This is a genomic window from Actinomadura miaoliensis (assembly GCF_039536785.1).
Taxonomy (GTDB): domain Bacteria; phylum Actinomycetota; class Actinomycetes; order Streptosporangiales; family Streptosporangiaceae; genus Spirillospora; species Spirillospora miaoliensis.
Window position 1 is genome coordinate 136,123 of the sequence record NZ_BAAAZG010000057.1, and the last position, 20,546, is coordinate 156,668.

General features: G+C 70.8%; 21 protein-coding genes. 10 read left to right on the forward strand and 11 right to left on the reverse strand.

Annotated elements, in window-relative coordinates; all coding sequences use genetic code 11:
• Positions 1-1,266: amino acid permease (locus ABD811_RS36245; RefSeq protein WP_344956810.1), on the forward strand; the 1,266-nt coding region annotated here is incomplete at its 5' end.
• A gap of 2 nt (positions 1,267-1,268) precedes the next feature.
• Positions 1,269-2,693 carry an aldehyde dehydrogenase (NADP(+)) gene (locus ABD811_RS36250; RefSeq protein ID WP_344956812.1) on the forward strand — a complete coding sequence of 475 codons (1,425 nt, stop codon included), beginning with the start codon at positions 1,269-1,271 and terminating at the stop codon, positions 2,691-2,693.
• A 108-nt stretch (positions 2,694-2,801) separates the two neighbouring features.
• Here ABD811_RS36250 and ABD811_RS36255 read toward each other — a convergent pair whose 3' ends face one another.
• Complete coding sequence (locus ABD811_RS36255; protein ID WP_344956849.1) at positions 2,802-3,374, reverse strand: TetR/AcrR family transcriptional regulator; 573 nt, start codon at positions 3,372-3,374, stop codon at positions 2,802-2,804.
• 90 nt (positions 3,375-3,464) lie between these two features.
• Between ABD811_RS36255 and ABD811_RS36260 the strand changes: the two genes are divergently transcribed.
• Positions 3,465-4,373: a TIGR03564 family F420-dependent LLM class oxidoreductase gene (locus ABD811_RS36260; RefSeq protein ID WP_344956814.1), complete on the forward strand. Its 909-nt coding sequence runs from the start codon at positions 3,465-3,467 to the stop codon at positions 4,371-4,373.
• On the opposite strand, the gene ABD811_RS36265 is transcribed toward ABD811_RS36260, so the two are convergent.
• The 4 genes from ABD811_RS36265 to ABD811_RS36280 all read right to left on the reverse strand — a co-directional run bounded on the left by ABD811_RS36265 (position 4,374) and on the right by ABD811_RS36280 (position 8,647).
• Positions 4,374-5,402 carry a lactonase family protein gene (locus ABD811_RS36265; protein ID WP_344956816.1) on the reverse strand — a complete coding sequence of 343 codons (1,029 nt, stop codon included), beginning with the start codon at positions 5,400-5,402 and terminating at the stop codon, positions 4,374-4,376.
• A gap of 22 nt (positions 5,403-5,424) precedes the next feature.
• A complete protein-coding gene (locus ABD811_RS36270; protein WP_344956818.1) occupies positions 5,425-6,837 on the reverse strand; it encodes an NADP-dependent succinic semialdehyde dehydrogenase in 1,413 nt (470 codons plus the stop codon).
• 101 nt (positions 6,838-6,938) lie between these two features.
• Positions 6,939-7,787, reverse strand: a complete 849-nt coding sequence (locus tag ABD811_RS36275; protein ID WP_344956820.1) for an LLM class F420-dependent oxidoreductase — start codon at positions 7,785-7,787, stop codon at positions 6,939-6,941.
• Positions 7,788-7,924: 137 nt separating this feature from the next.
• Positions 7,925-8,647 carry an ATP-binding protein gene (locus tag ABD811_RS36280; RefSeq protein ID WP_344956822.1) on the reverse strand — a complete coding sequence of 241 codons (723 nt, stop codon included), beginning with the start codon at positions 8,645-8,647 and terminating at the stop codon, positions 7,925-7,927.
• A gap of 250 nt (positions 8,648-8,897) precedes the next feature.
• Here ABD811_RS36280 and ABD811_RS36285 point away from each other — a divergent pair, with 250 nt between their 5' ends.
• The 3 genes from ABD811_RS36285 to ABD811_RS36295 all read left to right on the forward strand — a co-directional run bounded on the left by ABD811_RS36285 (position 8,898) and on the right by ABD811_RS36295 (position 12,982).
• Entirely contained in the window at positions 8,898-10,406 is a 1,509-nt protein-coding gene (locus ABD811_RS36285) for an NsdA family TPR-like regulatory protein (RefSeq protein WP_344956824.1), read from the forward strand.
• A 163-nt stretch (positions 10,407-10,569) separates the two neighbouring features.
• Entirely contained in the window at positions 10,570-11,574 is a 1,005-nt protein-coding gene (locus ABD811_RS36290; RefSeq protein ID WP_344956826.1) for an XRE family transcriptional regulator, read from the forward strand.
• Positions 11,575-12,352: 778 nt separating this feature from the next.
• Positions 12,353-12,982 carry an MBL fold metallo-hydrolase gene (locus ABD811_RS36295; protein ID WP_344956828.1) on the forward strand — a complete coding sequence of 210 codons (630 nt, stop codon included), beginning with the start codon at positions 12,353-12,355 and terminating at the stop codon, positions 12,980-12,982.
• Between the two features lie 263 nt (positions 12,983-13,245).
• Here the strand turns inward: ABD811_RS36295 and ABD811_RS36300 are convergent, their stop codons facing one another.
• Entirely contained in the window at positions 13,246-14,097 is an 852-nt protein-coding gene (locus tag ABD811_RS36300; protein WP_344956830.1) for an EamA family transporter, read from the reverse strand.
• 101 nt (positions 14,098-14,198) lie between these two features.
• On the opposite strand from ABD811_RS36300, the gene ABD811_RS36305 reads away from it, so the two are divergent.
• Positions 14,199-14,777 carry a helix-turn-helix domain-containing protein gene (locus ABD811_RS36305; protein ID WP_344956832.1) on the forward strand — a complete coding sequence of 193 codons (579 nt, stop codon included), beginning with the start codon at positions 14,199-14,201 and terminating at the stop codon, positions 14,775-14,777.
• A gap of 147 nt (positions 14,778-14,924) precedes the next feature.
• Here the strand turns inward: ABD811_RS36305 and ABD811_RS36310 are convergent, their stop codons facing one another.
• From ABD811_RS36310 to ABD811_RS36325, 5 genes are all read right to left on the reverse strand, one after another.
• On the reverse strand, positions 14,925-15,593 hold the full coding sequence (locus ABD811_RS36310) for a hypothetical protein (RefSeq protein WP_344956834.1): 669 nt from the start codon (positions 15,591-15,593) through the stop codon (positions 14,925-14,927).
• Between the two features lie 648 nt (positions 15,594-16,241).
• Positions 16,242-16,664, reverse strand: coding sequence for a PPOX class F420-dependent oxidoreductase (locus ABD811_RS36315; protein ID WP_344956836.1), 423 nt, complete (start codon positions 16,662-16,664; stop codon positions 16,242-16,244).
• 120 nt (positions 16,665-16,784) lie between these two features.
• Positions 16,785-17,330, reverse strand: a complete 546-nt coding sequence (locus tag ABD811_RS36320) for a transposase (RefSeq protein WP_425549496.1) — start codon at positions 17,328-17,330, stop codon at positions 16,785-16,787.
• The gene (locus tag ABD811_RS44075) at positions 17,228-17,536 is read right to left on the reverse strand and encodes a transposase (protein ID WP_425549497.1); all 309 of its coding nucleotides are present in this window, start codon (positions 17,534-17,536) and stop codon (positions 17,228-17,230) included. Before ABD811_RS44075 ends, ABD811_RS36320 begins: the two co-directional genes overlap by 103 nt.
• Positions 17,537-17,799: 263 nt before the next feature.
• The gene (locus ABD811_RS36325; protein ID WP_425549498.1) at positions 17,800-18,168 is read right to left on the reverse strand and encodes an ArsR/SmtB family transcription factor; all 369 of its coding nucleotides are present in this window, start codon (positions 18,166-18,168) and stop codon (positions 17,800-17,802) included.
• Between the two features lie 46 nt (positions 18,169-18,214).
• Here ABD811_RS36325 and ABD811_RS36330 point away from each other — a divergent pair, with 46 nt between their 5' ends.
• The 3 genes from ABD811_RS36330 to ABD811_RS36340 all read left to right on the forward strand — a co-directional run.
• Positions 18,215-18,970, forward strand: coding sequence for an SDR family NAD(P)-dependent oxidoreductase (locus ABD811_RS36330; protein ID WP_344956838.1), 756 nt, complete (start codon positions 18,215-18,217; stop codon positions 18,968-18,970).
• Positions 18,971-19,271: 301 nt separating this feature from the next.
• Positions 19,272-20,183 carry a MerR family transcriptional regulator gene (locus tag ABD811_RS36335; protein ID WP_344956840.1) on the forward strand — a complete coding sequence of 304 codons (912 nt, stop codon included), beginning with the start codon at positions 19,272-19,274 and terminating at the stop codon, positions 20,181-20,183.
• A gap of 108 nt (positions 20,184-20,291) precedes the next feature.
• Positions 20,292-20,546: transposase (locus ABD811_RS36340; protein ID WP_344956842.1), on the forward strand; the 255-nt coding region annotated here is incomplete at its 3' end.

Below are 20,546 nucleotides of genomic sequence, written 5' to 3' on the forward strand. Positions count from 1 at the left end.
GCGCACGACGACGCCGGCCCCGGCGTGATGATCTCGTTCCTGATCGCCATCGTGGCCAGCGGCGCCGCCGCGCTGTGCTACGCCGAGTTCGCCGGCCTGATCCCCAAGGCCGGTTCCGCCTACACCTATTCGTACGCCACGCTCGGCGAGCTGGTCGGCTGGGCCATCGGCTGGGACCTGCTGCTGGAGTACACCGCGATCGTCGCGGTGGTGGCCATCGCGATCTCCGGCTACCTGTCGTACCTGACCGACCAGATCGGCCTCGGCCTGCCCGACTGGGCCCTCGGCGCGCCCGGCACCGGCGCCGGGCACAAGGTCGACCTGTTCGCCGCGCTGCTGTGCCTGCTGCTGGCGTTCGTGCTGTCGCGCGGCACCAAGGAGTCGGCCCGGTTCGAGACGATCCTGGTCGTCGTCAAGCTCGGTATCGTGGCACTGGTGATCATCGCGGGTGCGTTCCACATCTCCGGTGGGAACTACACCCCGTTCCTGCCGTACGGGCTCGGCGGCGCCGTCACCGGCGCGGCCACCGCGTTCTTCGCCGTCTACGGCTACGACGCGATGAGCGCCGCCGCCGAGGAGAGCGCCGAGGCCAAGCGGGTGCTGCCCAAGGCCATCATCATCTCCCTCGGCATCGCCGCCGTGATCTACCTGCTGGTGTGCCTGGTGATGCTGGGCATGCAGGACTACCGCGACATCGACGTCAAGAGCCCGTTCTCCAGCGCGCTGTCGTCGGTGGGCCTGGCCTGGCTCGGCACGATCGTGGCCGTCGGCGCGGTGCTGGGCATCGCCACCTCCGCGCTGGCCAACATGCTGGCGGTCACCCGGGTGTGGTTCGCGATGAGCCGTGACGGGCTGCTGCCGTCCTGGTTCGCCCGCAACCACCCGCGCCGGCACGTCCCCACCCGCGTCATCTGGCTGGTCGGCGTCGGCTCGGCGATCATCGCCGGGTTCCTGCCGATCCGTGAGGCGGCCGACCTGACCAACATCGGCATCCTCATGGCGTTCATCGTGGTCGCCGCCGCGGTGATGGTGCTGCGCCGCAGCCGGCCCGAGCTGCCCCGCTCGTTCCGCACCCCGTGGGTGCCGGTCGTGCCGCTGGTCGGCATCGGGTTCTCGATCTGGCTGATCGCCAACCTGGACTGGGTCACCTGGGTGCGGTTCGGGGTGTGGATGGTGCTCGGCCTGGTCGTGTACGGCTGCTACGGATACCGTCGTTCGGCCGAGCGCCCCGCGAACGTGGACTCGCAAGGCCGAGGATTGGAGTGAGCATGAGCGTGTTGACGCCCGACCAGGCCGTGTCGGCGGCCGTGGCCGCCGCCGGGCCGTGGGCCGCCGCCCCGCCCAAGGAACGGGCCGCGGCGCTGACCGCCGTCGCCGACGCCCTGGAGGCGGCGCGCGAGGAACTGGTGGCGCTGGCCGACGAGGAGACCCACCTCGGCCCGGGCCGGCTGAACGGCGAGCTGACCCGCACCACCTTCCAGCTCCGGCTGTTCGCCGAGGTGGTGCTGGCCGGTGACTTCTACGACGTCCGCATCGACCGCCCCGACCCCGAGTGGCCCCCCGGACCGCGTCCCGACCTGCGCCGCTTCCGCACGGCGCTGGGCCCGGTGCTGGTGTTCGCGGCCAGCAACTTCCCGTTCGCGTTCAGCGTCGCGGGCGGCGACACCGCCTCGGCGTGGGCGGCGGGCTGCCCCGTGGTCCTCAAGGCCCATCCTGGGCACCCGCGGCTGTCGCGCCGCACCGGTGAGATCATCACGCGGGCGCTGGCGGACGCCGGGGCGCCCGACGGGGTGTTCGGGTTGATCGAGGGCGAGGCCGAGGGCGTCGAGGCGCTGCGGCACCCGGGGATCGCGGCGGCCGCGTTCACCGGCTCGCAGCGCGGCGGGCTGGCGCTGGCCCGCATCGCCGCCGAACGCGACGTGCCCATCCCGTTCTTCGGTGAGCTGGGCAGCGTCAACCCGGTCGTGGTGACGCCCGGGGCGGTGGCCGCCCGCGCCGACGAGATCGCCAAGGGGTACGTCGGGTCGCTGACCATGGGCGCCGGGCAGTTCTGCACCAACCCCGGCATCATGTTCGTCCCGGCGGGCGGCGACCTGCTCGACCGCATCACCGCGCTGCTCGGCGAGGTCGCCGAGGCGCCGATGCTGAACGACAAGATCCTGAGCGGGTTCCTGGCGACGGCACGTGAGCTGGGCGGGCGTCCCGGCGTGCGGCGCCTGGTGTGGCCGTCCGACGACGCCTCGGCCGCGCCCCGGCTGATCACGATGGACCTGGCCGCGTTCGCCGGCGACCCCGGCGCCGCCGAGGAGTGCTTCGGCCCGCTCGGCCTGGTGGTCACCTACGAGCGGCTGTCCGACGTCGCCGACGCCGTCGCCGCGCTGCCCGGCCAGCTCACCGCGTCCCTGCACGGTGAGGACGGCGAGACGGGCGAGCTGGCCGCGCTGGCCCGGGTGCTGGCCGACCGCAGCGGCCGGGTGCTGTGGAACCAGTGGCCCACCGGTGTCGCCGTCAGCCACGCCATGCAGCACGGCGGCCCGTTCCCCGCGACCACCGCGCCGTCGACCACGTCCGTCGGCACGGCCGCGATCGAACGGTTCCTGCGTCCCGTCAGCTACCAGCAGTGGCCGCAGGACCTGCTCCCGCCGCCCCTGCGCGACGACAACCCCTGGGGCGTCCCCCAGCGCATCAGCTGAACCCCCGACGACCGAACCCCGACGCCGAAGGGCCCTCCCGCTCCGCCGTGAGGGCCCTTCGGCCGTTTCGAAATCAAAGCCCCGCCACCACCTGCGCGGCGCTCGCCGTCACCTTCCCGCGACCCGGACCTGACCGGTTCCGGCGGCCGCGTCCCCGCGGGAGCGCAGGCCGTCGAGGACCACGGTGACGACGGCGTCGTCGGCGCGGGCGCCGGGACGGCACAGCGCCAGGTTGAACAGGCCCATCACCTGGTCCGGCGACAGGTCGCGGCGCAGCGTGCCCTCGTCCTGAGCCGCCCGGACGACCTCGGTCAGCGAGGCGTTGTAGGCGTCCTGCAGCTCGCGCAGCCGTGGCGTCTCGGTGTCCCCGGCCTCCAGCAGCGACTTCAGCAGGCTCATCGGCCGCCCGGCGGCCTGCGCGACCATCGCGCGGAGCACATCCCAGCGCGGCGCGTCGCGGGCGATGGCGGCGCGGGCGGCGTCCAGCAGGTCCTCCAGCGTGACCGCGGCGATCTCCTTGGCCAGCGCCCGCCGGTCGGGGAAGTGGCGGTAGAGCGTGCCGACGCCCAGCCCGGCGGCCCGCGCGATCTCCTCCATGGACACCTCCGGCCCGCGCTCGGCGAACAGCCTCAGCGCCGCCGTGGTGATCCGCTCGCGGTTGCGCCGCGCGTCGGCCCGCATCACGACCCCTCCCTTTCCGGAATCTCGAATTCATATTAGTGTGGGCCGCCTACCAGAAGCGGAACATCCGATTCATCTTAGGGAGCCGTCATGCGCATCGGAACGTACGTGCCCTACGACGGGACGGACCTGGACGGCATCATCGGGCGGGTGCGCGCCGCCGCCGACGCGGGCCTGGACGCCGTCTACTTCACCCAGCAGCTGTCGTGGGACGCGCTGACCGTGGCGGCGCTGGCCGGACGCGAGGTCCCCGGCATCGACATCGGCGTCGCGGTCGTGCCGACCTATCCCCGGCATCCCCTCGCCCTGGCCGGGCAGGCGCTCAGCGCGCAGGCCGCGTCCGGGAACCGGCTCGTCCTGGGCCTCGGGCCGAGCCACGCGTTCATGATGGAGGGCTGGTTCGGCTACTCCTACGACCGGCCGGTCCGCCACGTCCGCGAGTACCTGACCGCGCTGCGTCCCCTGCTGCGCGGCGAGAACGCCGAGTTCAGAGGGGAGACACTGACGGCGGTGGGACGCGTGGACGTGCCCGGCGTCGAGGCGCCCCCGGTGCTGCTGTCGGCGCTCGGCCCGCAGATGCTGCGGGTCGCGGGACGGCTCGCCGACGGCACGGTCACCACCTGGACGACCCCCCAGGTGATCGCCGACCATGTGGCCCCGTCGATCGTCCGCGCCGCCGAGGAGGCCGGCCGCCCGGCACCGCGCGTCGTCGTGACGACCCTGGCCAGCGTGACCGCCGACCCGGACGGCCTGCGCCGCACGCTCGCCGAACAGTTCGCCGGAGTCGCCGACATGCCGGCCTACAAGGCGATCCTCGAACGCCAGGGGCTGAGCGGCCCGGGGGACACGATCGTGGCGGGCGACGAGGCCGAGGTCGAGCGCGCCGTCCGCGCGTACCGGGACGCGGGCGCCACCGAGCTGATGGTCGCCCCCATGGGCACCGACGAGGAGGTGGCGCGCACCATCGAGCTGGCCGCCGCGCTGCGCCGGACGCTGTGATCAGCCCGCCGGGATGACGCACACCGGCGTCGGCGCCTCCACCGGCCGCCCCTGCGGCCGCGGCACCCCGTCCACCAGGCGGAACGTGGCGACGTCGCCGGAACCCTGGTTGGCCGCGTGCAGCCAGTCCGCGTCCACGTGCAGATCCCGGGGCCCGTGCCCGCCGCACGGCACGTCGGCGACCGGCCGCAGCCCCGTCCCGTCGCCGGCCACCTCGTGCACGGTGATCACGTCGGCGCCGCGCGTGGAGGTGTAGACGCGCCGCCCGTCGGGGGAGAGCTTGATCGCCGCGCTGGTCGCGTCGGCGGCCACCGGCTCGGCCGTGGCGGGCGACTCCCCGATGACGGCCAGGTCCGCGTACCCGTCGCCGGGCCGCAGCGCGAGGACCATGTTCGCCAGCTCCGTGATCAGGAACACGGTCCCGGACGGATGGACGACGAGGTGGCGCGGCCCGCACCCGGGCGGCACCGCGATGTCGGCGACCGGCCGTGGCACGCCCGCCTCCACGCGGAACGCGCGCACCAGATCGGCGCCGAGGTCCGTGCCGAGCACGGTGCCGTCCGGGGCGAACACGGCCGCGTGCGCGTGCGGGCCCTCCTGGCGGTCTTCGCGCGGCCCGTTCCCGTGCCCGGGCAGCACCGCCACGTCACCGTCGAACGAGCCGTCCGGGGCCAGGCGCACGGCGGCGAACGCGCCCGCCACGTAACAGGAGACCACCAGGCACTCCCCGCCGGGGGCCACGGCCACGTGGCATGGCCCCGCGGGCACTTGCCGGGAGCCGAGCCGGCGCAGCTCACCGTCGTCCCCGACCGCGTACGCGACGACCGCGGCGCCCTCGGTCAGCTCGCTCACCGCGTACAGCACCGCCCGCCCCGGATGCGTCGCCAGGTAGGACGGGTTCGCCACCTCGGCCGCGCACTCCACGAGCTCGAACGCACCGCTGCCGGAGTCGCGCCGCGCGCGGTACACCCCGCGCCCCGCACCCTGGTCGCCGGTGTACGCGCCCACCCAGAACCGTTGATCGCTCACGGTCCGCACGCTACCCGCATGATCACTCGGTCGGGGTGCCCGGTTCGGCGGGGCCCGCCTCGTCACCGACCCATACCGTCTTGACGTTGCAGAACGCGTGGATGCCCTCGTGCGACAGCTCACGCCCGTAACCGGACCGCTTGACGCCGCCGAACGGAAGCTGCGGGTAGGACGTCGTCATCCCGTTGACGAACACCTGCCCCGCCTCCAGCTCGGCGACCAGGCGTTCGCGTTCGGCCGGGTCGTCCGTCCAGGCGTTGGAACCGAGCCCGAACCCGGTCGCGTTGGCCAGCTCGATCGCCTCGTTCAGGTCGCGGACGCGGAACAGCGACGCGACCGGCCCGAACACCTCCTCGTGGAACATCCGCATGTCGGCGGTCACCCCGGTCACCACGGTCGGCGGGTAGTACCAGCCCCTGCCCTCCGGCCGTTCCCCGCCGCACAGCACCTTGGCGCCCTGCTTGACCGCGTCGGCCACCAGGTCCTCCACGTCGGCGCGGCCCTGCTCGCTGACCAGCGGCCCCACATCGGTGGACTCGTCCATCGGGTCGCCCACCTTCAGCGCCCGCATCCGCTCGACGAACGCCCGCTCGAACTCGTCGGCCACGTCCTCCACCACGATGAACCGCTTGGCGGAGATGCAGCTCTGCCCGTTGTTGAGGCACCGCGACGTGGCCGCCGCCTCGGCGGCGCGCGCGATGTCGGCCGCCGCCGTCACCACGAACGGGTCGCTGCCGCCCAGCTCCAGCACGCTCGGCTTGACCTCGTCGGCGGCGATCGCCCCGACCGACCGGCCCGCCGGTTCGCTGCCGGTCAGCGTGGCCGCCCGCACCCGCGGGTCCCGCAGCACCCGCTCCACCTGCCCGGACCCGATCAGCAGCGTCTGGAACACGCCCTCGGGGAACCCGGCGCGGCGGAACAGCTCCTCCAGGAACAGCGCCGTCTGCGGGACGTTCGACGCGTGCTTGAGCAGACCCACGTTGCCGGCCATCAGCCCGGGAGCGGCGAACCGGATCACCTGCCACAACGGGAAGTTCCACGGCATCACCGCCAGCACCGGGCCCATCGGCTGGTAGCGCACGTACGCGCGCGCCGCCCCGACCGCCTCGGCGTCGGCGGGCCGGTCGGCCAGGAACCCGGCGGCGTTGTCGGCGTAGTACCGGCAGGCCGCCGCGCACTTGGCCACCTCGGCGCGCGCCGCCACGATCGTCTTGCCCATCTCGCGGGTCAGCATGGCCGCCACCCGGTCGCGTTCGGCGTCCAGGATGTCGGCGGCGGCGTTCATCCAGCCCGCGCGCTCGGCGACACTCGTCCGGCGGTACGAGCGGAAGGCGTCGGCCGCGTGCCCGATGCGCCGGTCGATCTCCTCCTCCGGCAGCGGGTCGAAGGTGCGCTCCACCTCGCCGGTCGCCGGGTTGGTCGTCGCGATCGTCATTGTGCGTCGTCCCCCTGCTCTGGCGGCTGCTCTGCGTTTTCCGTCCCGTCCTGCCCGACCGGAACGCCCGAAAACGCGGGGCCGCCGGCGGCGAAGCCCCGCTATCCGCGGAACTTCTCGGCGAGCGCCGCCAGCCTGTCCAGGAAGAGCAGGGCGTCGGTCTCCGTGGCACCGGCGTCCCGGAAGAACGCGAAGTGCTCGATGCCGCCCTCGGCCAGTGTCGCGAGGTCCCGCTCGTCCAGCGGAGCCCCGATCAACGTCACCGGAACCGGCCCCCGCCCGCGCTCGGCGGCCCGTCGCCGCAGCTCCGCCACCTGCGCCAGCAGATCCTGCGGAGTGCCGACGAGGTTCGGCGCCCACCCGTCGCCGTACTCCAGCACCCGGTCGATCACGGTCGGACCGTTGCCGCCGACCAGAATCGGCAGGTGGGGCCGCTGCACCGGCTTCGGCCAGGAGAACACCGGCCCGAAGTCCACGAACTCGCCATGGAACTCGGCCTGCTCACTGGTCCAGATCTCCTTCACCGCGAGCATCCGCTCGCGCATCAGCGCCATGCGCCTCCTCGGGTCGGTGCCGTGGTTGCGCATCTCCTGCCGGTTCCAGCCCGCCCCCACGCCGAGCTGGAATCGGCCACCCGACAGATGGTCCAGGCTCGCCGCCTCCTTGGCGAGGGTGATCGGATCCCGCTGGACGACGAGCGAGATCCCGGTGCCCAGGACGATCCGCTCGGTCACGACCGCCGCGGCCGCCAGCGCCACGAAGGGATCGAGGGTCCGGTAGTAGTCCCGGGCGGGCAGGTCCCCGCTGGGATCCGGGGGCTGCTCGCTCACCGGAATGTGGGTGTGCTCGGCGACGAAGAGCGAATCCAGCCCGCGCTCCTCCACGGCCCGCGCCAGCCTGGCCGGCTGCAACCCCTCGTCGGTGACGAACGTGCTCACGCCGAACTTCATCGAAATCCTTCCCCCAGCATGCGGTAGGCGCCCCGTCGGCATCCCTGATAGGGCGCCGCCACCGAGCCTTCCGCAGCCGAACCCGGTCTCCCAGACCTCTGCTCTGCAGACGACCAGTGGTCGTACCACTGCCAGGGTCAGGAACGGCCCGGAAGGCAGCGGGTCTCCTCGTACCGGCGAACGGCATGCTCGACCACCACGGCCCGCTCCTCACCCGTCCACACGATCGACCGCGCCGCCTCACGGACGAAGAACCGCCCGTCCCGGCACCACACGTCCAGCCCCCGGCACACCGACACGCACGCCATGCGCGAGCACGACGCCAGGATGGTGCCCTCCACGCCCCGCGCCCTGAGCCTGTCCCGGACGGCCCGTGCCATCTCCACCTCGTCGCGCGGCACCAGCACGGGCAGGTCCACGGTCACCGGGCAGCGGAACCACACGACCTTGCCCGGCACGTGCCCGCCGAGCTGCCCCCGCGTCCGGTGCACGCCCCAGGCGCCCCGGGAGAGTTCGTGCAGGATCGCCAGCCCGCGCCCGTGCTCCAGCAACGGATCCGGCCGCACGGGACGCGCGGGCAGCGGCTTGTCCGGGACCGGATCGAACACCCCGCACACGACCCCCCGACCGGCCCGGAACGCCCATAGCTCCCACCCCCCTGGCGTGCCGAGCGGGATGTGCGCGTGCTCGTAGGCGTTGGTGGCCGCCTCGCTCACCATCGTCTGCGCGTCCCGGACGATCTCCAGCGGAATCCGCAGCCCGCCCAGCAGATCACCGACCGCGGACCGGGCGAACCCCGCGCACGTCCGGTCGCCGGGCAACGCCCACGCCACCACCTCTCCCGCCGCGAGATCGCGCACCGCCCGCCACATCGCCTCACCTCTCCACATCGCCGGAACGGGGACGCTCAGTCAACAGACGACCACGCTCCGCGACACGGGAGGCTCCGAGGTGACTTTCCACGACCCGCCCCCGCCGCCCGACCTGCGATCACGCGACGTCACGAACCCATTTCCGCGACAATCCCCACCCCTTTTCACGATCCACGAATGCGATCTTGCAAAAGACCATGCTTAATAGAGATCGGACGCGCGAAGGGAGGCAACCGAAATGCCCCATTCGGGAGCCAGGAAACGGCAGCGTGACGCCCTGCGGGAACGCATGCTCGCCGACGGCCGCACCCGCCAGGCCATCGCCGAGGAGATGATGCGCCGCTGGGGATATCGCCCCCGCACCGCGTGGCGGCACGCCCACGGCTGGTCCCAGGACACCGCCGCCGACCGCTACAACCGCCTCCACGACGAGCACGGCCGTGCCCCCATGTCCGGCACCCGCATCGGCGCCTACGAACGCTGGCCCCACGGCGGCGAACGCCCCCGCCTGGAATTCCTACGCGGCCTGGCCGAGGTCTACGGCACGGATCTCACCCGCCTGGTGGACGAGGACGATCTCTCCCACCTCCCCGAGGCCCACCGCCTCACCCTCCTCGAATTGATCAAAGCCCGCTCCACCGATCCCAAGGTGCAATCCGAGCAGACCCCCACGTACGGTCGAAATGACGCACCCACCGACGATGACCCCCAGCACGAGGTGGTGATCATGGCGGCCCACGAAGGCAGTGAACACGCCGAAAGAACCGAATGGCGCGAAATCGGAGAGGCCGGACTTGAACGGTTCCGCGCCGACGTGGTGAGGCTGTCGCACGATCACATGGTCGGCGACCCCTTCTCGGTGTTCCGGGAGATGTACGCGGTGCGGCGCAGGATCTGGGACGCGTTGGAGCGCCGCATCTGGCCGCGCGACGCGATCGAGTTGTACTTCCTGCTGGGAGTTCTTCATTCGCTGATGGCCGCCGCCGCCAACGGTCTCGGCAACCGGCAGGCCGCCGAGGAACTGGTCCGGTCCGGGTGGGTGTACGCGCAGGTGATCGATCACCGGCCGCTGATGGCCCAGTTGCGGTTGGAACTGGCCAACATCGTGTACTGGGAGCGCCCGCGCCACAGCCGTGACCTCGCTCTCAGCGGGCTGAGGTATCTCGGGGACGGGCCGATCGCCGCCCAGCTGCACCTCCGCCACGGCCGCGCGGCCGCACGACTGGGGGACGCGGACGCCGCCCGCCAGGCGATCAAGGCGGCCCACGACGCGCGCGACCGCACCCGGCCCAACGAGGTGCTGGAGATCGGCGGAGAGTTCGGCCTCTCCCGCGCCACCCAGCACTTCCTCGCGGGGAGCACGCTGTTGGAGGTGTCCGTACCCGCCGCTCAACGAGATGCGGCCGACGAGCTTCGGCAGGCCGCCGACCTCTACGAGGCCGGCCCCGAGCCCGACGAGGACCACTACCACGGCTACGTGATGTGCAACCTCATCGACCTCGCCACGGTGCAGGTGCGCGATGGTGACCTCGACGCTGCGGTGTTCACACTGGGACCGGTGCTGGAGCTTCCACCGAGCAAAAGAATCGAAGCACTTCTGCGGCGCCTCCACCGCATGCGCCCGGAGTTGGCGTCCTCGCGATACCAGCAGGAGCCCGCCGCCCGCGAACTGGACCAGCAGATCGAGGCGTTCACCACCGAGACCATAGTGAGAGAACTACGAGAACTCCCCTCCGGCCGAGGCTGACCCGCTCTTACTCCACTAGATCCCGAGCATACGGCGTCCGAGTCACCGGCTGGCAAGTGGGCGAGGTGAGACGCCGCCGCAAGACAACGTGGACGAACTGCGTGAACCCCCTCCGGAGGCTGACCAAGCAACCGGACGAACTTTGAGCACGAGTTGGTGATCCATGGTGGCTCACGAATTCAGCGAGCATCCGGAAGGGGCCAAACTGCGTGACATCGGCGAGGCCACCCTCGAACAATTCCGCGCCGACGTCACGCGACTTGCCCGGGAGTTCCTGACCGGCCCCCCGCTTCCGCTTTTCCAGGAGATGCGTCGTGTGCGTACCCGGATGTACGCGGCGCTCGACAAGCAACTGTGGCCGCGCGACCAAGCCGAGCTGTATCTCCTTCTCAGCGCGCTCCACGCCCTGATGGCGAACGCCGCCCAGGATCTTGGTTATTCGAACGCGGCCGAAGAGCTGCTTCGAGCGGGGTGGGTTTACGCACAGGGCATCGACCATCGCCCCCTCATGGGGTTCCTGCGCGGCGCCCTTTCCTCAGTTGCCTACTGGGACGCCCGGCCCGGCCATGCCCGTGACCTGGCGTACAACGGGGTGTCCTACCTTCCCGACGGCCCCGGCGCCGCTCACCTGCACCTGCTCGGCGCGCGTGCGGCCGCACGACTGGGAGACGCCGAAGCCGTACGCCGTGGCGTGGAAGCCGGTCGCGCGGCGGCTGAACGGCCGTACACCGATGACCTTCACGATGAGATCGGCGGCGAGTTCGCCTGCTCGCCCGCGTACCAGGCGTCGCTTGCGGGCTCGGCCTTCGCGGAGGTGCCCGAGACCGAGCGGGAAGCCGTACCGCTGCTCCAACGTGCCATAAGCCTCTACGGTGAGGTGCCCGCCGCCGAGCGCTCCTACGGCACCGAGGCCATGACGCGCGTCAACCTCTCACGGCTCCATGTCCGCCTCGGCGATCTGGACGCCGTCGACCTGGAGCCGGTGTTCGAGCTACCGGCCGACAAGCGGATCGACGCGCTCCTCAACGTACTTGAGAGCATCCATCGGGAATTGGCGGCACCGCGCTACCGAGGCAACGCGACGGCGGCCGAACTTCGAGACCGCATCGAGGTGTTCGGTCGCGAGACCGTCGTCAAGGACCTGCGCGAACTCCCTTCCGGAGGGTGACCGTCGAGACCATGGTGAGAGACCTATGGGAACTCCTCTCCGGCCGAGGCTGACTCGCTCTCGCTCCCAATCTCTAGTGGAGCGTCCTGAGGGAGGTGGCGGCGCCGCGCTTCCGAGGCAGCGCGGCGGCGGCCGAGCTGGGGGAGCGCATCGAGGTGTTCGGTCGCGAGACCGTTGTTCCGACCTGCGTGAACTCCCTTCGGGAGGGTGACCGTCGAGACCATGGTGAGAGGACTAGGAGAACTTCCCTCCGGTCGAGGCTGACTCGCTCTCGCCCCTGTCTCTAGTGGAGCGTCCTGAGGGAGGTGGCGGCGCCGGGCTACCGAGGCGACGCGGCGGCGGCGGAGCTGGGGGAGCGCATCGAGGTGTTCGGTCGCGAGACCGTCGTCAAGGACCTGCGCGGCCTCCCTTTCGGAGGCTGACCACCGGCGAAAGGCTGGGCAGAGGTGGTGATCATGGCGGCTCACGGATCCAGCCGAAAGCACCGAAAGGCGTGAGATCGGCGAGGCTGGACTTGAGCGGTTGCGCGCCGATGTGGTGAGGCTGTCGCACGTTTACATGGTCGGCAACCTCTTCTCGGTGTTCCGGGAGATGTACGCGGTGCGGCGCAGGATCTCGGACGCGTTGGAGCGCCGTAACCCCTCACCTGACGATCAACGCGGGGGCGCGCGCCGGTGCGGTGCGGTGGGGCGTCGCAGAGGGCACGCGGGTCGTTGATCGCTCTGCTGGTTGCGAACGGCCTTGTCGTCGTGCACGTGCCCGCTGCCAGCATGAGTCCATGGAGATCACGAAATTCGGGCATGCCTGCGTGCGGCTGGAGAAGAACGGGCGGGCGATCGTCATCGACCCGGGGGTCATGACCCCCGAGGCGGACGCGCTGACAGGAGCCGAGGCCGTCCTCATCACGCATGAACACTTCGACCACTTCGATCCCGAACGCCTGCAAGACCCGCAGCTCACCGTCTACACCTGCCCTGGCGTCGCCCGGCACCTGACCGGCCTCGGTGAGCGGGTGCACGTGGTGCACGGCGGCGACGACTTCTCGGTCGCGGGATTCGACGTGTCGGTGGTGGGCGACAAGCACCACTTCAGCCACCCGGACGTGCCCCCGGTCGACAACGTCGGGTTCCTGGTCGACGGGGAGGTCTTCCATCCGGGCGACGCCCTGACCGTGGTCGACGCGCCCACGCTGCTGTTGCCGGGCCAAGCCCCATGGCTGACGGTGCCCGACATGATCGGCTACCTGCGCCAGATGGCGCCGCGCCGGGCGTACGCCGTCCATGACGGACTCCTCAACGAGTGGGGCCTGAAGGTCCTGGACGACGTCCTCGCCATGGAGGCCAAGCGGGCGGGCTCCGACATCCGGCGCCTGAAGCCGGGCGAAAGCGTCGAACTCGTCGGGCTCTGACGCGACCACGCGTGGGCTCGCCGCGCCGCCGAGGCAGCGCGGCGGCGGCCGAACTCCGAGACCGCATCGAGGCGTTCGTGAACGGCGCCGCTTCGCCGCAGCCACGACGCGATGGTCGACGGCCTGCGCGACCTTTCCTCCGGAGGCTGACCAGGCCACCGGCCGAAAGCCTTTGGAATCCAGGTCTGCCGCTCGGCGCGGTTCAGGCTCGCGCGGGCCCCTCTTTCGAGTTCGTGTGATCGGTGGGAAGCGGTGTGGGCTGGTCAGGTGAGGGCCAGCAGGCTGACCGCGGCGGCGGCGGTGCCCAGGCCCGCGAGCTGGCCGCGGGCGATCCGCTCGCGCAGCACCCCGCGGGCGAGCAGGACCGTCCCGGCCGGGTACAGGGCGACGATCACCGCGACGATCGCCAGGTCACCGCTTCGGGTGGCGAGCAGGAACAGCAGGTTGGCGATCGAGTCCAGCATCCCGGCGGCGGCCGACACGGCGTAGGCGGGCTTCTCCTCGCCGAGCCTGCGGAACATCACCGCGGCAGCCGTGAGCGTGAGCGCCGAAGACACCGCCCGGCCGACGATCAGCGGAGCCACCCCGCTACCGGACGGCGCCTGGTGCAGGAAGATCAACTGGAGGGCGATCGCCGCGCCGGCGCCGAACGCCAGCAGCAGCGCCGTCCCGGACGGACGGGCCGAGGCGGCACCGTGTCCGGCGCTGACCAGCACCACCGCCACCAGCGCCAGCGGCAACCCCACCAGCCCGGCCGCTGACAGGTGCTCGCCCTGCACCAGGCCGACCGCGACCGGCAGCACGGCCGACACCAGCGCCGTGACCGGCGACAGCACGTTCATGGGGCCGATCGCCAGCGTGCGGTACAGCAGCGTGAACGCCGCCGCCGAGGCCACGCCCGACGCCGCCCCCCACACCAGCACGCCGGTGCCGAACGAGGCGCCGAGCACCGGCCACAGCAGCAGCTCGACCACCAGGCTCGCCGGGGCGGCGACCATGACCGTTCGCAGCACATGGGCCTTCCGGGCGCCCAGTCCGCCGAGGAAGTCGGCGCACCCGTAGGCCAGTGAGCTGCCCAAAGCCAGCAGCAAAGCGATCACGACACCCCCCGACATGGGTCAATCGAACGACTGGAAGGTACATCAGAACGACCGACACGGCCAATCGATCGACCGTGAGGTACATTGAAACGACCGATCGGGAGGGTGGCGATCAGATGACCGAAAACGACGCCGCGCTGCGGACCGTCGCCCACAACGTCCGCGCCGCCCGGGTCCGCGCCGGCCTGTCCCTGGAGGAGCTCGGCCGACGCGCCAAGGTCTCCAAAGGCGCCCTCGCCGCGCTGGAGAAGGCCCAGGGCAACCCCAACCTCGCCACCCTCGTCCGGCTCGCCGACACCCTCGGCATCTCCGTGCCCACCCTGATGCAGGGCTCGCCCGAAGGCCGCACCGTCCGCGTCACCACCGCTGAGGAGATCGCACCGCTGTGGACCGGCGAGCACGGCGGCGAGGCCCGCCTCATGCTGGTCACCACCGGCCCCGCACCCGTCGAGGTATGGCGGTGGCGGCTGCACCCCGGAGAGGAATACCCCAGCCAGCCCCACCAGGCAGGCGTCGTGGAGACGATCAGCGTCACCGACGGGCAGATGACCCTCGTCGTCGACGGCACCGAACACACCGTCACCGCAGGGCAGACCGCCACCTTCGACGGCGACTCACCCCACACCTACCGCGGCTCCGGCGCCGGCCCCTGCGACCTCATCATGACCGTGCACCTCCCGCCCGGCCCCGCCTGACCGCCGGTTCGGACGGAGATGGGGTCATCCTCAACCCGGATACGTCACTCGCACGGGTGCAGTGGGCCAAGGGCTATGGCATGGCCACCCAGAGTTGCGCAAAGGTGAGCTGCCCGGCCGAAAGAGCTGCCTGTGCGCCAACGCCTTTCAGAGTCCGAATGCTCTGGTCACTTGCGCGCTGAGATCATCCTCGGTCATCGTGGTGTCGACCTGAATGGTGCGCAATTCGAGGCGCTCGGTTTCCTCTTGAAGGCGCATTGTGAACATGTGGTCGCGCTCGGCGATGTTGCGGTCCGCCTTCGCCGGATCGCTGGTCTTCCAAACGAACCCCTCTCCTGGCTCGGCACGACTCCGGAAGGCGGCCTGACGGAAATCAGGAGTGGGCAGAAGCCAAACGGCCTGCTCAGGAGCGGCGAGTAGAGGTTTCACCAGGTGCGGCAGCAGCCGGAAGCCCTCGACGATGACGCACGGTTCCCTCGGCATGTCCAGGAGATCTTCGACGATCAGTTCGAAGCCTTCGCCTCGAAACCAATGGAATGTCTCGAGCATGACTTCGGGGGGCCGGTTCACCCATCGCTCGTCCATGTCCATGGTGATGAACCTGTGCAGGAAAGGAGCATTCTCGGGGGTGGTCCGCCTGGCGTGATCCGGCATCATGTCGTCGGTCGCGTAGAGTCGCCAGCCGTAGCGGTCGGCGAGCCGGCGGGCGATCGTCGACTTGCCGGCACCGCTGCCGCCGCCGATCCAGTAAACGTGCCGCAGCCGTGCCGCGAGCTCTGCGGGGTCGGCCATCTCTACATACTGTTCGGGCTGCATCCCTCTCCACCAAGGCGGTTCGTCGTTGTGGGTTGGGCTCTGCGGCCCAGGCTGCCGTGTTCGGCGAGCGGCCTGCCATCGTTATCGACGGTCGGCGCCGCCAGTGCGGCACGAGGTCTTTCTGACTCGTTATCGCCGATGAGTGTCCGTTGTGGCGTTGGGTGAACCGCTCGTCTTGTTCGGTTATGCCACATCAGGCAGGCGTGCGCTTTCCACCCGCTGGTAGTTGTCGTCGGTTGCCGGAGTGGGCGCTGGCCTTCCAGTACTACACCGTCCCGCTTCGGCGAATGCCCTCACCTGCACGCGCCGACTTGGGCCGGCGAACGCGGGTCCTGGGCCGGGCGTGCCCGCGCCTCCACCGTCGCCAGTCCAGCACGACGTCCTGGCCGCCGCGCGCCATCCGGGTTCTGTCCGAGAAGATCGCCACCGCGCCACAACGCGGCCGGAGCTCAACGAGGCGGTTGCTCTGGCGCGTGAGGCGAGGGCCTCTGACGTCGCGGTCACCTCACGCTCAATGCGGCGGGGCGGTAAGGCGACCGGCTCTGCCGGCAGCGGCGGGCCAGGCGACCGGGTGACGGTACGCCCCGGAGGCGACCCTCCGGGCCTGGCAGGCCGCCGCCGGCGGAACCTCATCGACTCGGCGTCAGCTCAACCGCTGACCTGGTCGCTGTCCCGGTGGGCGCCCCAGCCGTGCCAGCGGTCGATCTCGATCCAGGCGTTGAAACGGGCGCGGTCCCGGACCGGGTACGGCTGGCCGCCGTAGTGCCGGGACAACCGGTCGATGCCGGCCAGTCCCTCGTCCTCGCTGATGTCGACGACGCGTCCGATGATGGTGACGTGGGTGTACCAGTCGGACTCGTCCAGCACGGTCAGCGAGACACGAGGGTCGTTGCGCAGATGATCGAGGCGCTTACGGCCTTCGTCCATGTTGACCAGCACCCGGCCGTCCTCCCAGAGGTACCACGTTGCGGTGGACACCGGCTGCCCGTCGGGGCGCAGCGTGGTGATGACCGCCGGATTGGGCTTCTGCAACATGGTCACCGCGGATTCGGGCAGCGGCGGTTTCGACATAATCCCCCCTGGTTCTTTCGAGTGCCCAACCTGCCTGGTTCCCATACTGCTATAGCACCTGGGGGACGGCGCGGGGACGCTGCTCGGGAAACGACGGGGCTTCGCCGCTAGGAAGTGTCGTCAAGTGTCATAGCCACATGGGCAGGGCGGCCAGGGTGACGGCGGCTTGGTGGGAGCGGGCGGTCTGCAGTAGCGGGTGGCGATGCCGCTCCACTGCTTGAGCCGGTTGAGCAGTGTTCGACCACGTTCCGCAGCCGGTAGACGCCCTTGTCGAAGGCGGGTGCGCGGCCGCGGCGGGCCCGGTTGCGGATCCGGGTCGGCGTGTTGGGGAATGGTGGCGCCGATCCCGTGCTCGCGCAGCCGGGCACGGATGGCCTTGGTGCTGTATCCCTTGTCCGCGATGAGGTGATCGGGCCGCACGCGAGGGCGGCTCGGCCCAAGCCGTGGGACCCGGATCGTTGCCATCACCGCGGTGGACTGGGTGCAGTCACCCGCGTTGCCGCCGGTCACCACGAACCCCAGCGGGCGCCCTTTGCCGTCGCAGGCCAGATGGATCTTGGTGGTCAGCCCGCCCCGGGACCGGCCGAGCGCCTGGCGCCCCCTTTTCGGGCACCGGCGGCGTGCTGGTGGGCGCGCACGATGGTGGAGTCCACCGACACCAGCCACTTGACGTCGCCCGTGGCATCCGCCCGCGCCTGCGCGGCGTGCAGCATCCGCGTGAACGTCCCGTCGGCGGCCCACCGGCGGAAGCGGGTGTGCAGCGACCGCCACGACCCGTACCGCTCGGGCACATCCCGCCAGGCCACCCCGGAGCGGAACTTGAACACGATCCCGTTCAGCACCCGCCGGTCATCAGCCCGCGGACGCCCCATCCTCTGCCTGACACTTTGACGACACGGCCTAGGTCAGTCTTCGCCGCGATACGCCCGCAGTTCGCGGCGTGCCTGGCGGCGGCTGCGGCGGCGGTCTTCGCGCCGGGTGCCCTGGCAGTCCCGGTTGCAGCTCTTGGTGAGGCACCCGAACGCGAACGCGTTGGACCCCGCCCTGGGCGGACCAGCAGTGGAGCCGCGGCTGACCCCAGCTGAACATTCGGGCCTCGGCGGCCTGCACCCGTCGCCGGGGCTCGTCCCGTTCATCACCCCGTCGGATCGTCCGCGTCGGAAGCCAGCGCCACTTGGCCGCCGACATCGTCGCCGTGGGCCGCGCCAAGCACCGCGTCCAGTAGACCGGGGAACCGGGTGTCCAGGTCGCTGCGCCGCAGTTCGACAAAGCAGCGGGTGCTCTCCTGCCGGGTCCGGGTCACGCCCGCGTCACGCAGCATCCGTAGATGGTGGCTGAGGGTCGACTTGGCCACCGGGGCGCGCAACTCGCCCCATCCCCGCTCACGACCGTCGGCCAGCACCCGCACCAGCCCGACACGGATCGGATCGCTGAGCGCCCTCATCACCTCGATGAGGGTCATCTCATCGGGTTCGGGATGCCGCGTCTGCTTCATGATCTCCATGCTACCTTTGTTCGATGTTCTATGAACATCGAACAAAGAGGCCAATGTGACCGTCCAGGACTTCGCGGGCAGGGTCGCCATCGTCACCGGGGCCGGATCGGGCATCGGCCGCGCCGCCGCGCGTGCCTTCGCCCGGGCCGGAGCCCACGTGCTCGGCGTCGGGCGCCGCAAGGACGCTCTGGCCGAAACCGCCGTCGGTCACTCCGCGATCGTCGCCCATCCGGCCGACCTGCGCGCCCCCGGTGCCCCCCATCAGGTGGTCGAGGCTGCCGCCGCCCGCTGGGGGCGCGTGGACGTGCTGGTCAACAATGCCGGCGCCACCCGGGTGATGCCGCTGGCCGACACCACCGCCGAGGCCGTCACCGGCCTGTTCGACCTCAACGTCATCGCGCCCAGCCTGCTGGCCGGAGCCGCGCTGCCGCACCTGCGCCGCGTCCAGGGCTCGATCATCAACATCTCCAGCACTTACGGGCACCGGCCGCTGCCCGGTGCCGCCCACTACGCCGCCTCCAAAGCCGCCCTGGAACAGCTCACCCGTAGCTGGGCGGTGGAGTTGGCCCCCGACGGGATCCGGGTCAACGCGCTGGCCCCGGGGCCGACCGAAAGCCAGGCCCTGGCCGCCGCCGGGCTGCCCGCGACCGTCATCGAACAGATCAAGCAGGACGAGACCGCCCGGATCCCACTCGGCCGGCGCGGCGAACCCGACGAGGTCGCCGCCTGGATCCTGCACCTGGCCGACCCGGCCACCACCTGGCTCACCGGCCAGGTCCTCACCATCGACGGCGGCCTGGAACTCACCTGACCCATCCCCTGCCGGCCAGGCTGTGTTTCGAAGTCCCGGCCCACGGCGCTCGCCTGGCGGGTCGCGCCTCACCGGGGGTTCGAGGCGACGGTTCAGGTCGCGACGATTCATCAGTGACTGTGAACCCTCGGTCTGCCGTCGTGCGGATGCCCCAGCAGGAAAGGACGAGCCTGCGGTCATTACGGAGGAAGAGCGCGTTTCCTGGCATGGCGCGGGGCGGTGTGTATGGGGTTGCACCTTCCGTAGCGGCATGTGGTTCGGTGGAGTCACACCCCGGTCCCTTGAAGAAAGGTCCCTGCTCGTGCATTCGTCCTTCATGCCACCTCGCCGGGTCAAGATCGGTGACGCGGCGGCCTTCGCCGGCACCACGCCGCGGGCGATTCGCCATTACCACGAGATCGGCCTGCTCCCCGAGCCTGAGCGGGGCGGCGATGACCGCCGCCGCTACGGGTACGAGGACATGATCCGACTGCTGTGGATTCGCAAGACGGCCGACGCCGGGATCGCCCTGGACGACATCCGTGACGCCTTTACCACCGGCACGGCTTCTGCCAGTGCGGACAGCGGAGACGGTATCGCGGGCATCCTGGAGCGGTTGGAGGAAACCCTCGCCGAGCAGGAGGCGGAATTGCGGCGGCAGCGGACCGCCGTGCAGCGGATGCGCACCGAAGGCAGCCGGATGGGCCTGCTCTCCGACTTCGTCACCGACCGTCTCAAGAGCCTGCCCGAGGGCTCCCTGCGTCAGGCGGACCTGGACAGTCTGCTGGTCACTGAGCGGATCTTCGGCCCGCTCGGCGCGGCCGTCCAGGCCACCCGCTTCGTCGTCCTGGCCACGCATCCCACTCTGCGGGAGGACTCCGACCGCATCGACGACGCCGAGGAGGCACTCGATGACAGCGTCGCCGTCGATGATCCGCGGGTGGCTCAGGTGGCGGCCGAACGGCACGCCTTCGAAAGCGCCCTGCAGGCCGTCATCGAGGAGTCCGGCCTAGGGAAGGACGAGGATGCCCTCTTCGCCGCCTGGGACACTTTGCACCCTGCTACCGCCGATGACGGCGAGGACGAGGCCGACCTCAACTCTGCCAGGCGGGAGGCTGACTCCATGAGCGTGTTCGAAGCCATCGGCAAAATGCCCTACGACTTCTCCCCAGCCCGCCTGCGCTGTATGGAACTGGCCGAAGAACTATCCGCCCAAGAGCCGCCCGCTACCTGAAACACGGCCTAGAAGACTGCTGAAGATCTTGTTAGTGCGTGTTTGAGAGGTTGATCTCGGTCGGTGTGTCTACGTGATCGTTGGTGCGGGTTCGCCCAGGATGGCGGGATGTCTCGGCAGTCGTGTTACCCCTCAGACCTGACCGACGACGAGTGGGCGCTGGTCGAGCCTCTGCTGCCTGCGGCCGGCAGTGGAGGCCGCTCGGAGAAGCACCCGCGGCGCGACATCGTGGACGCGATCGTGTACGTGGTGCGCACCGGCTGCGCGTGGCGGCAGCTGCCCGCGGACTTCCCGCCCTGGCAGACCGTGTACTGGTACTTCGTCCGGTGGGAGAAACAGCGGGTCACGCTGCGGATCCTGGAC

Coding starts and splice junctions, on each gene's coding strand:
- ABD811_RS36315 (WP_344956836.1), bottom strand. CDS start 16,664: ATGTCGAAACCGCCGCTGCCCGAATCCGCGGTGACCATGTTGCAGAAG.
- ABD811_RS36295 (WP_344956828.1), top strand. CDS start 12,353: ATGGAGATCACGAAATTCGGGCATGCCTGCGTGCGGCTGGAGAAGAAC.
- ABD811_RS36285 (WP_344956824.1), top strand. CDS start 8,898: ATGCCCCATTCGGGAGCCAGGAAACGGCAGCGTGACGCCCTGCGGGAA.
- ABD811_RS36300 (WP_344956830.1), bottom strand. CDS start 14,097: ATGTCGGGGGGTGTCGTGATCGCTTTGCTGCTGGCTTTGGGCAGCTCA.
- ABD811_RS36275 (WP_344956820.1), bottom strand. CDS start 7,787: ATGAAGTTCGGCGTGAGCACGTTCGTCACCGACGAGGGGTTGCAGCCG.
- ABD811_RS36255 (WP_344956849.1), bottom strand. CDS start 3,374: ATGCGGGCCGACGCGCGGCGCAACCGCGAGCGGATCACCACGGCGGCG.
- ABD811_RS36305 (WP_344956832.1), top strand. CDS start 14,199: ATGACCGAAAACGACGCCGCGCTGCGGACCGTCGCCCACAACGTCCGC.
- ABD811_RS36310 (WP_344956834.1), bottom strand. CDS start 15,593: ATGCAGCCCGAACAGTATGTAGAGATGGCCGACCCCGCAGAGCTCGCG.
- ABD811_RS36270 (WP_344956818.1), bottom strand. CDS start 6,837: ATGACGATCGCGACGACCAACCCGGCGACCGGCGAGGTGGAGCGCACC.
- ABD811_RS36260 (WP_344956814.1), top strand. CDS start 3,465: ATGCGCATCGGAACGTACGTGCCCTACGACGGGACGGACCTGGACGGC.
- ABD811_RS36250 (WP_344956812.1), top strand. CDS start 1,269: ATGAGCGTGTTGACGCCCGACCAGGCCGTGTCGGCGGCCGTGGCCGCC.
- ABD811_RS36290 (WP_344956826.1), top strand. CDS start 10,570: ATGGTGGCTCACGAATTCAGCGAGCATCCGGAAGGGGCCAAACTGCGT.
- ABD811_RS36325 (WP_425549498.1), bottom strand. CDS start 18,168: ATGGAGATCATGAAGCAGACGCGGCATCCCGAACCCGATGAGATGACC.
- ABD811_RS44075 (WP_425549497.1), bottom strand. CDS start 17,536: ATGGGGCGTCCGCGGGCTGATGACCGGCGGGTGCTGAACGGGATCGTG.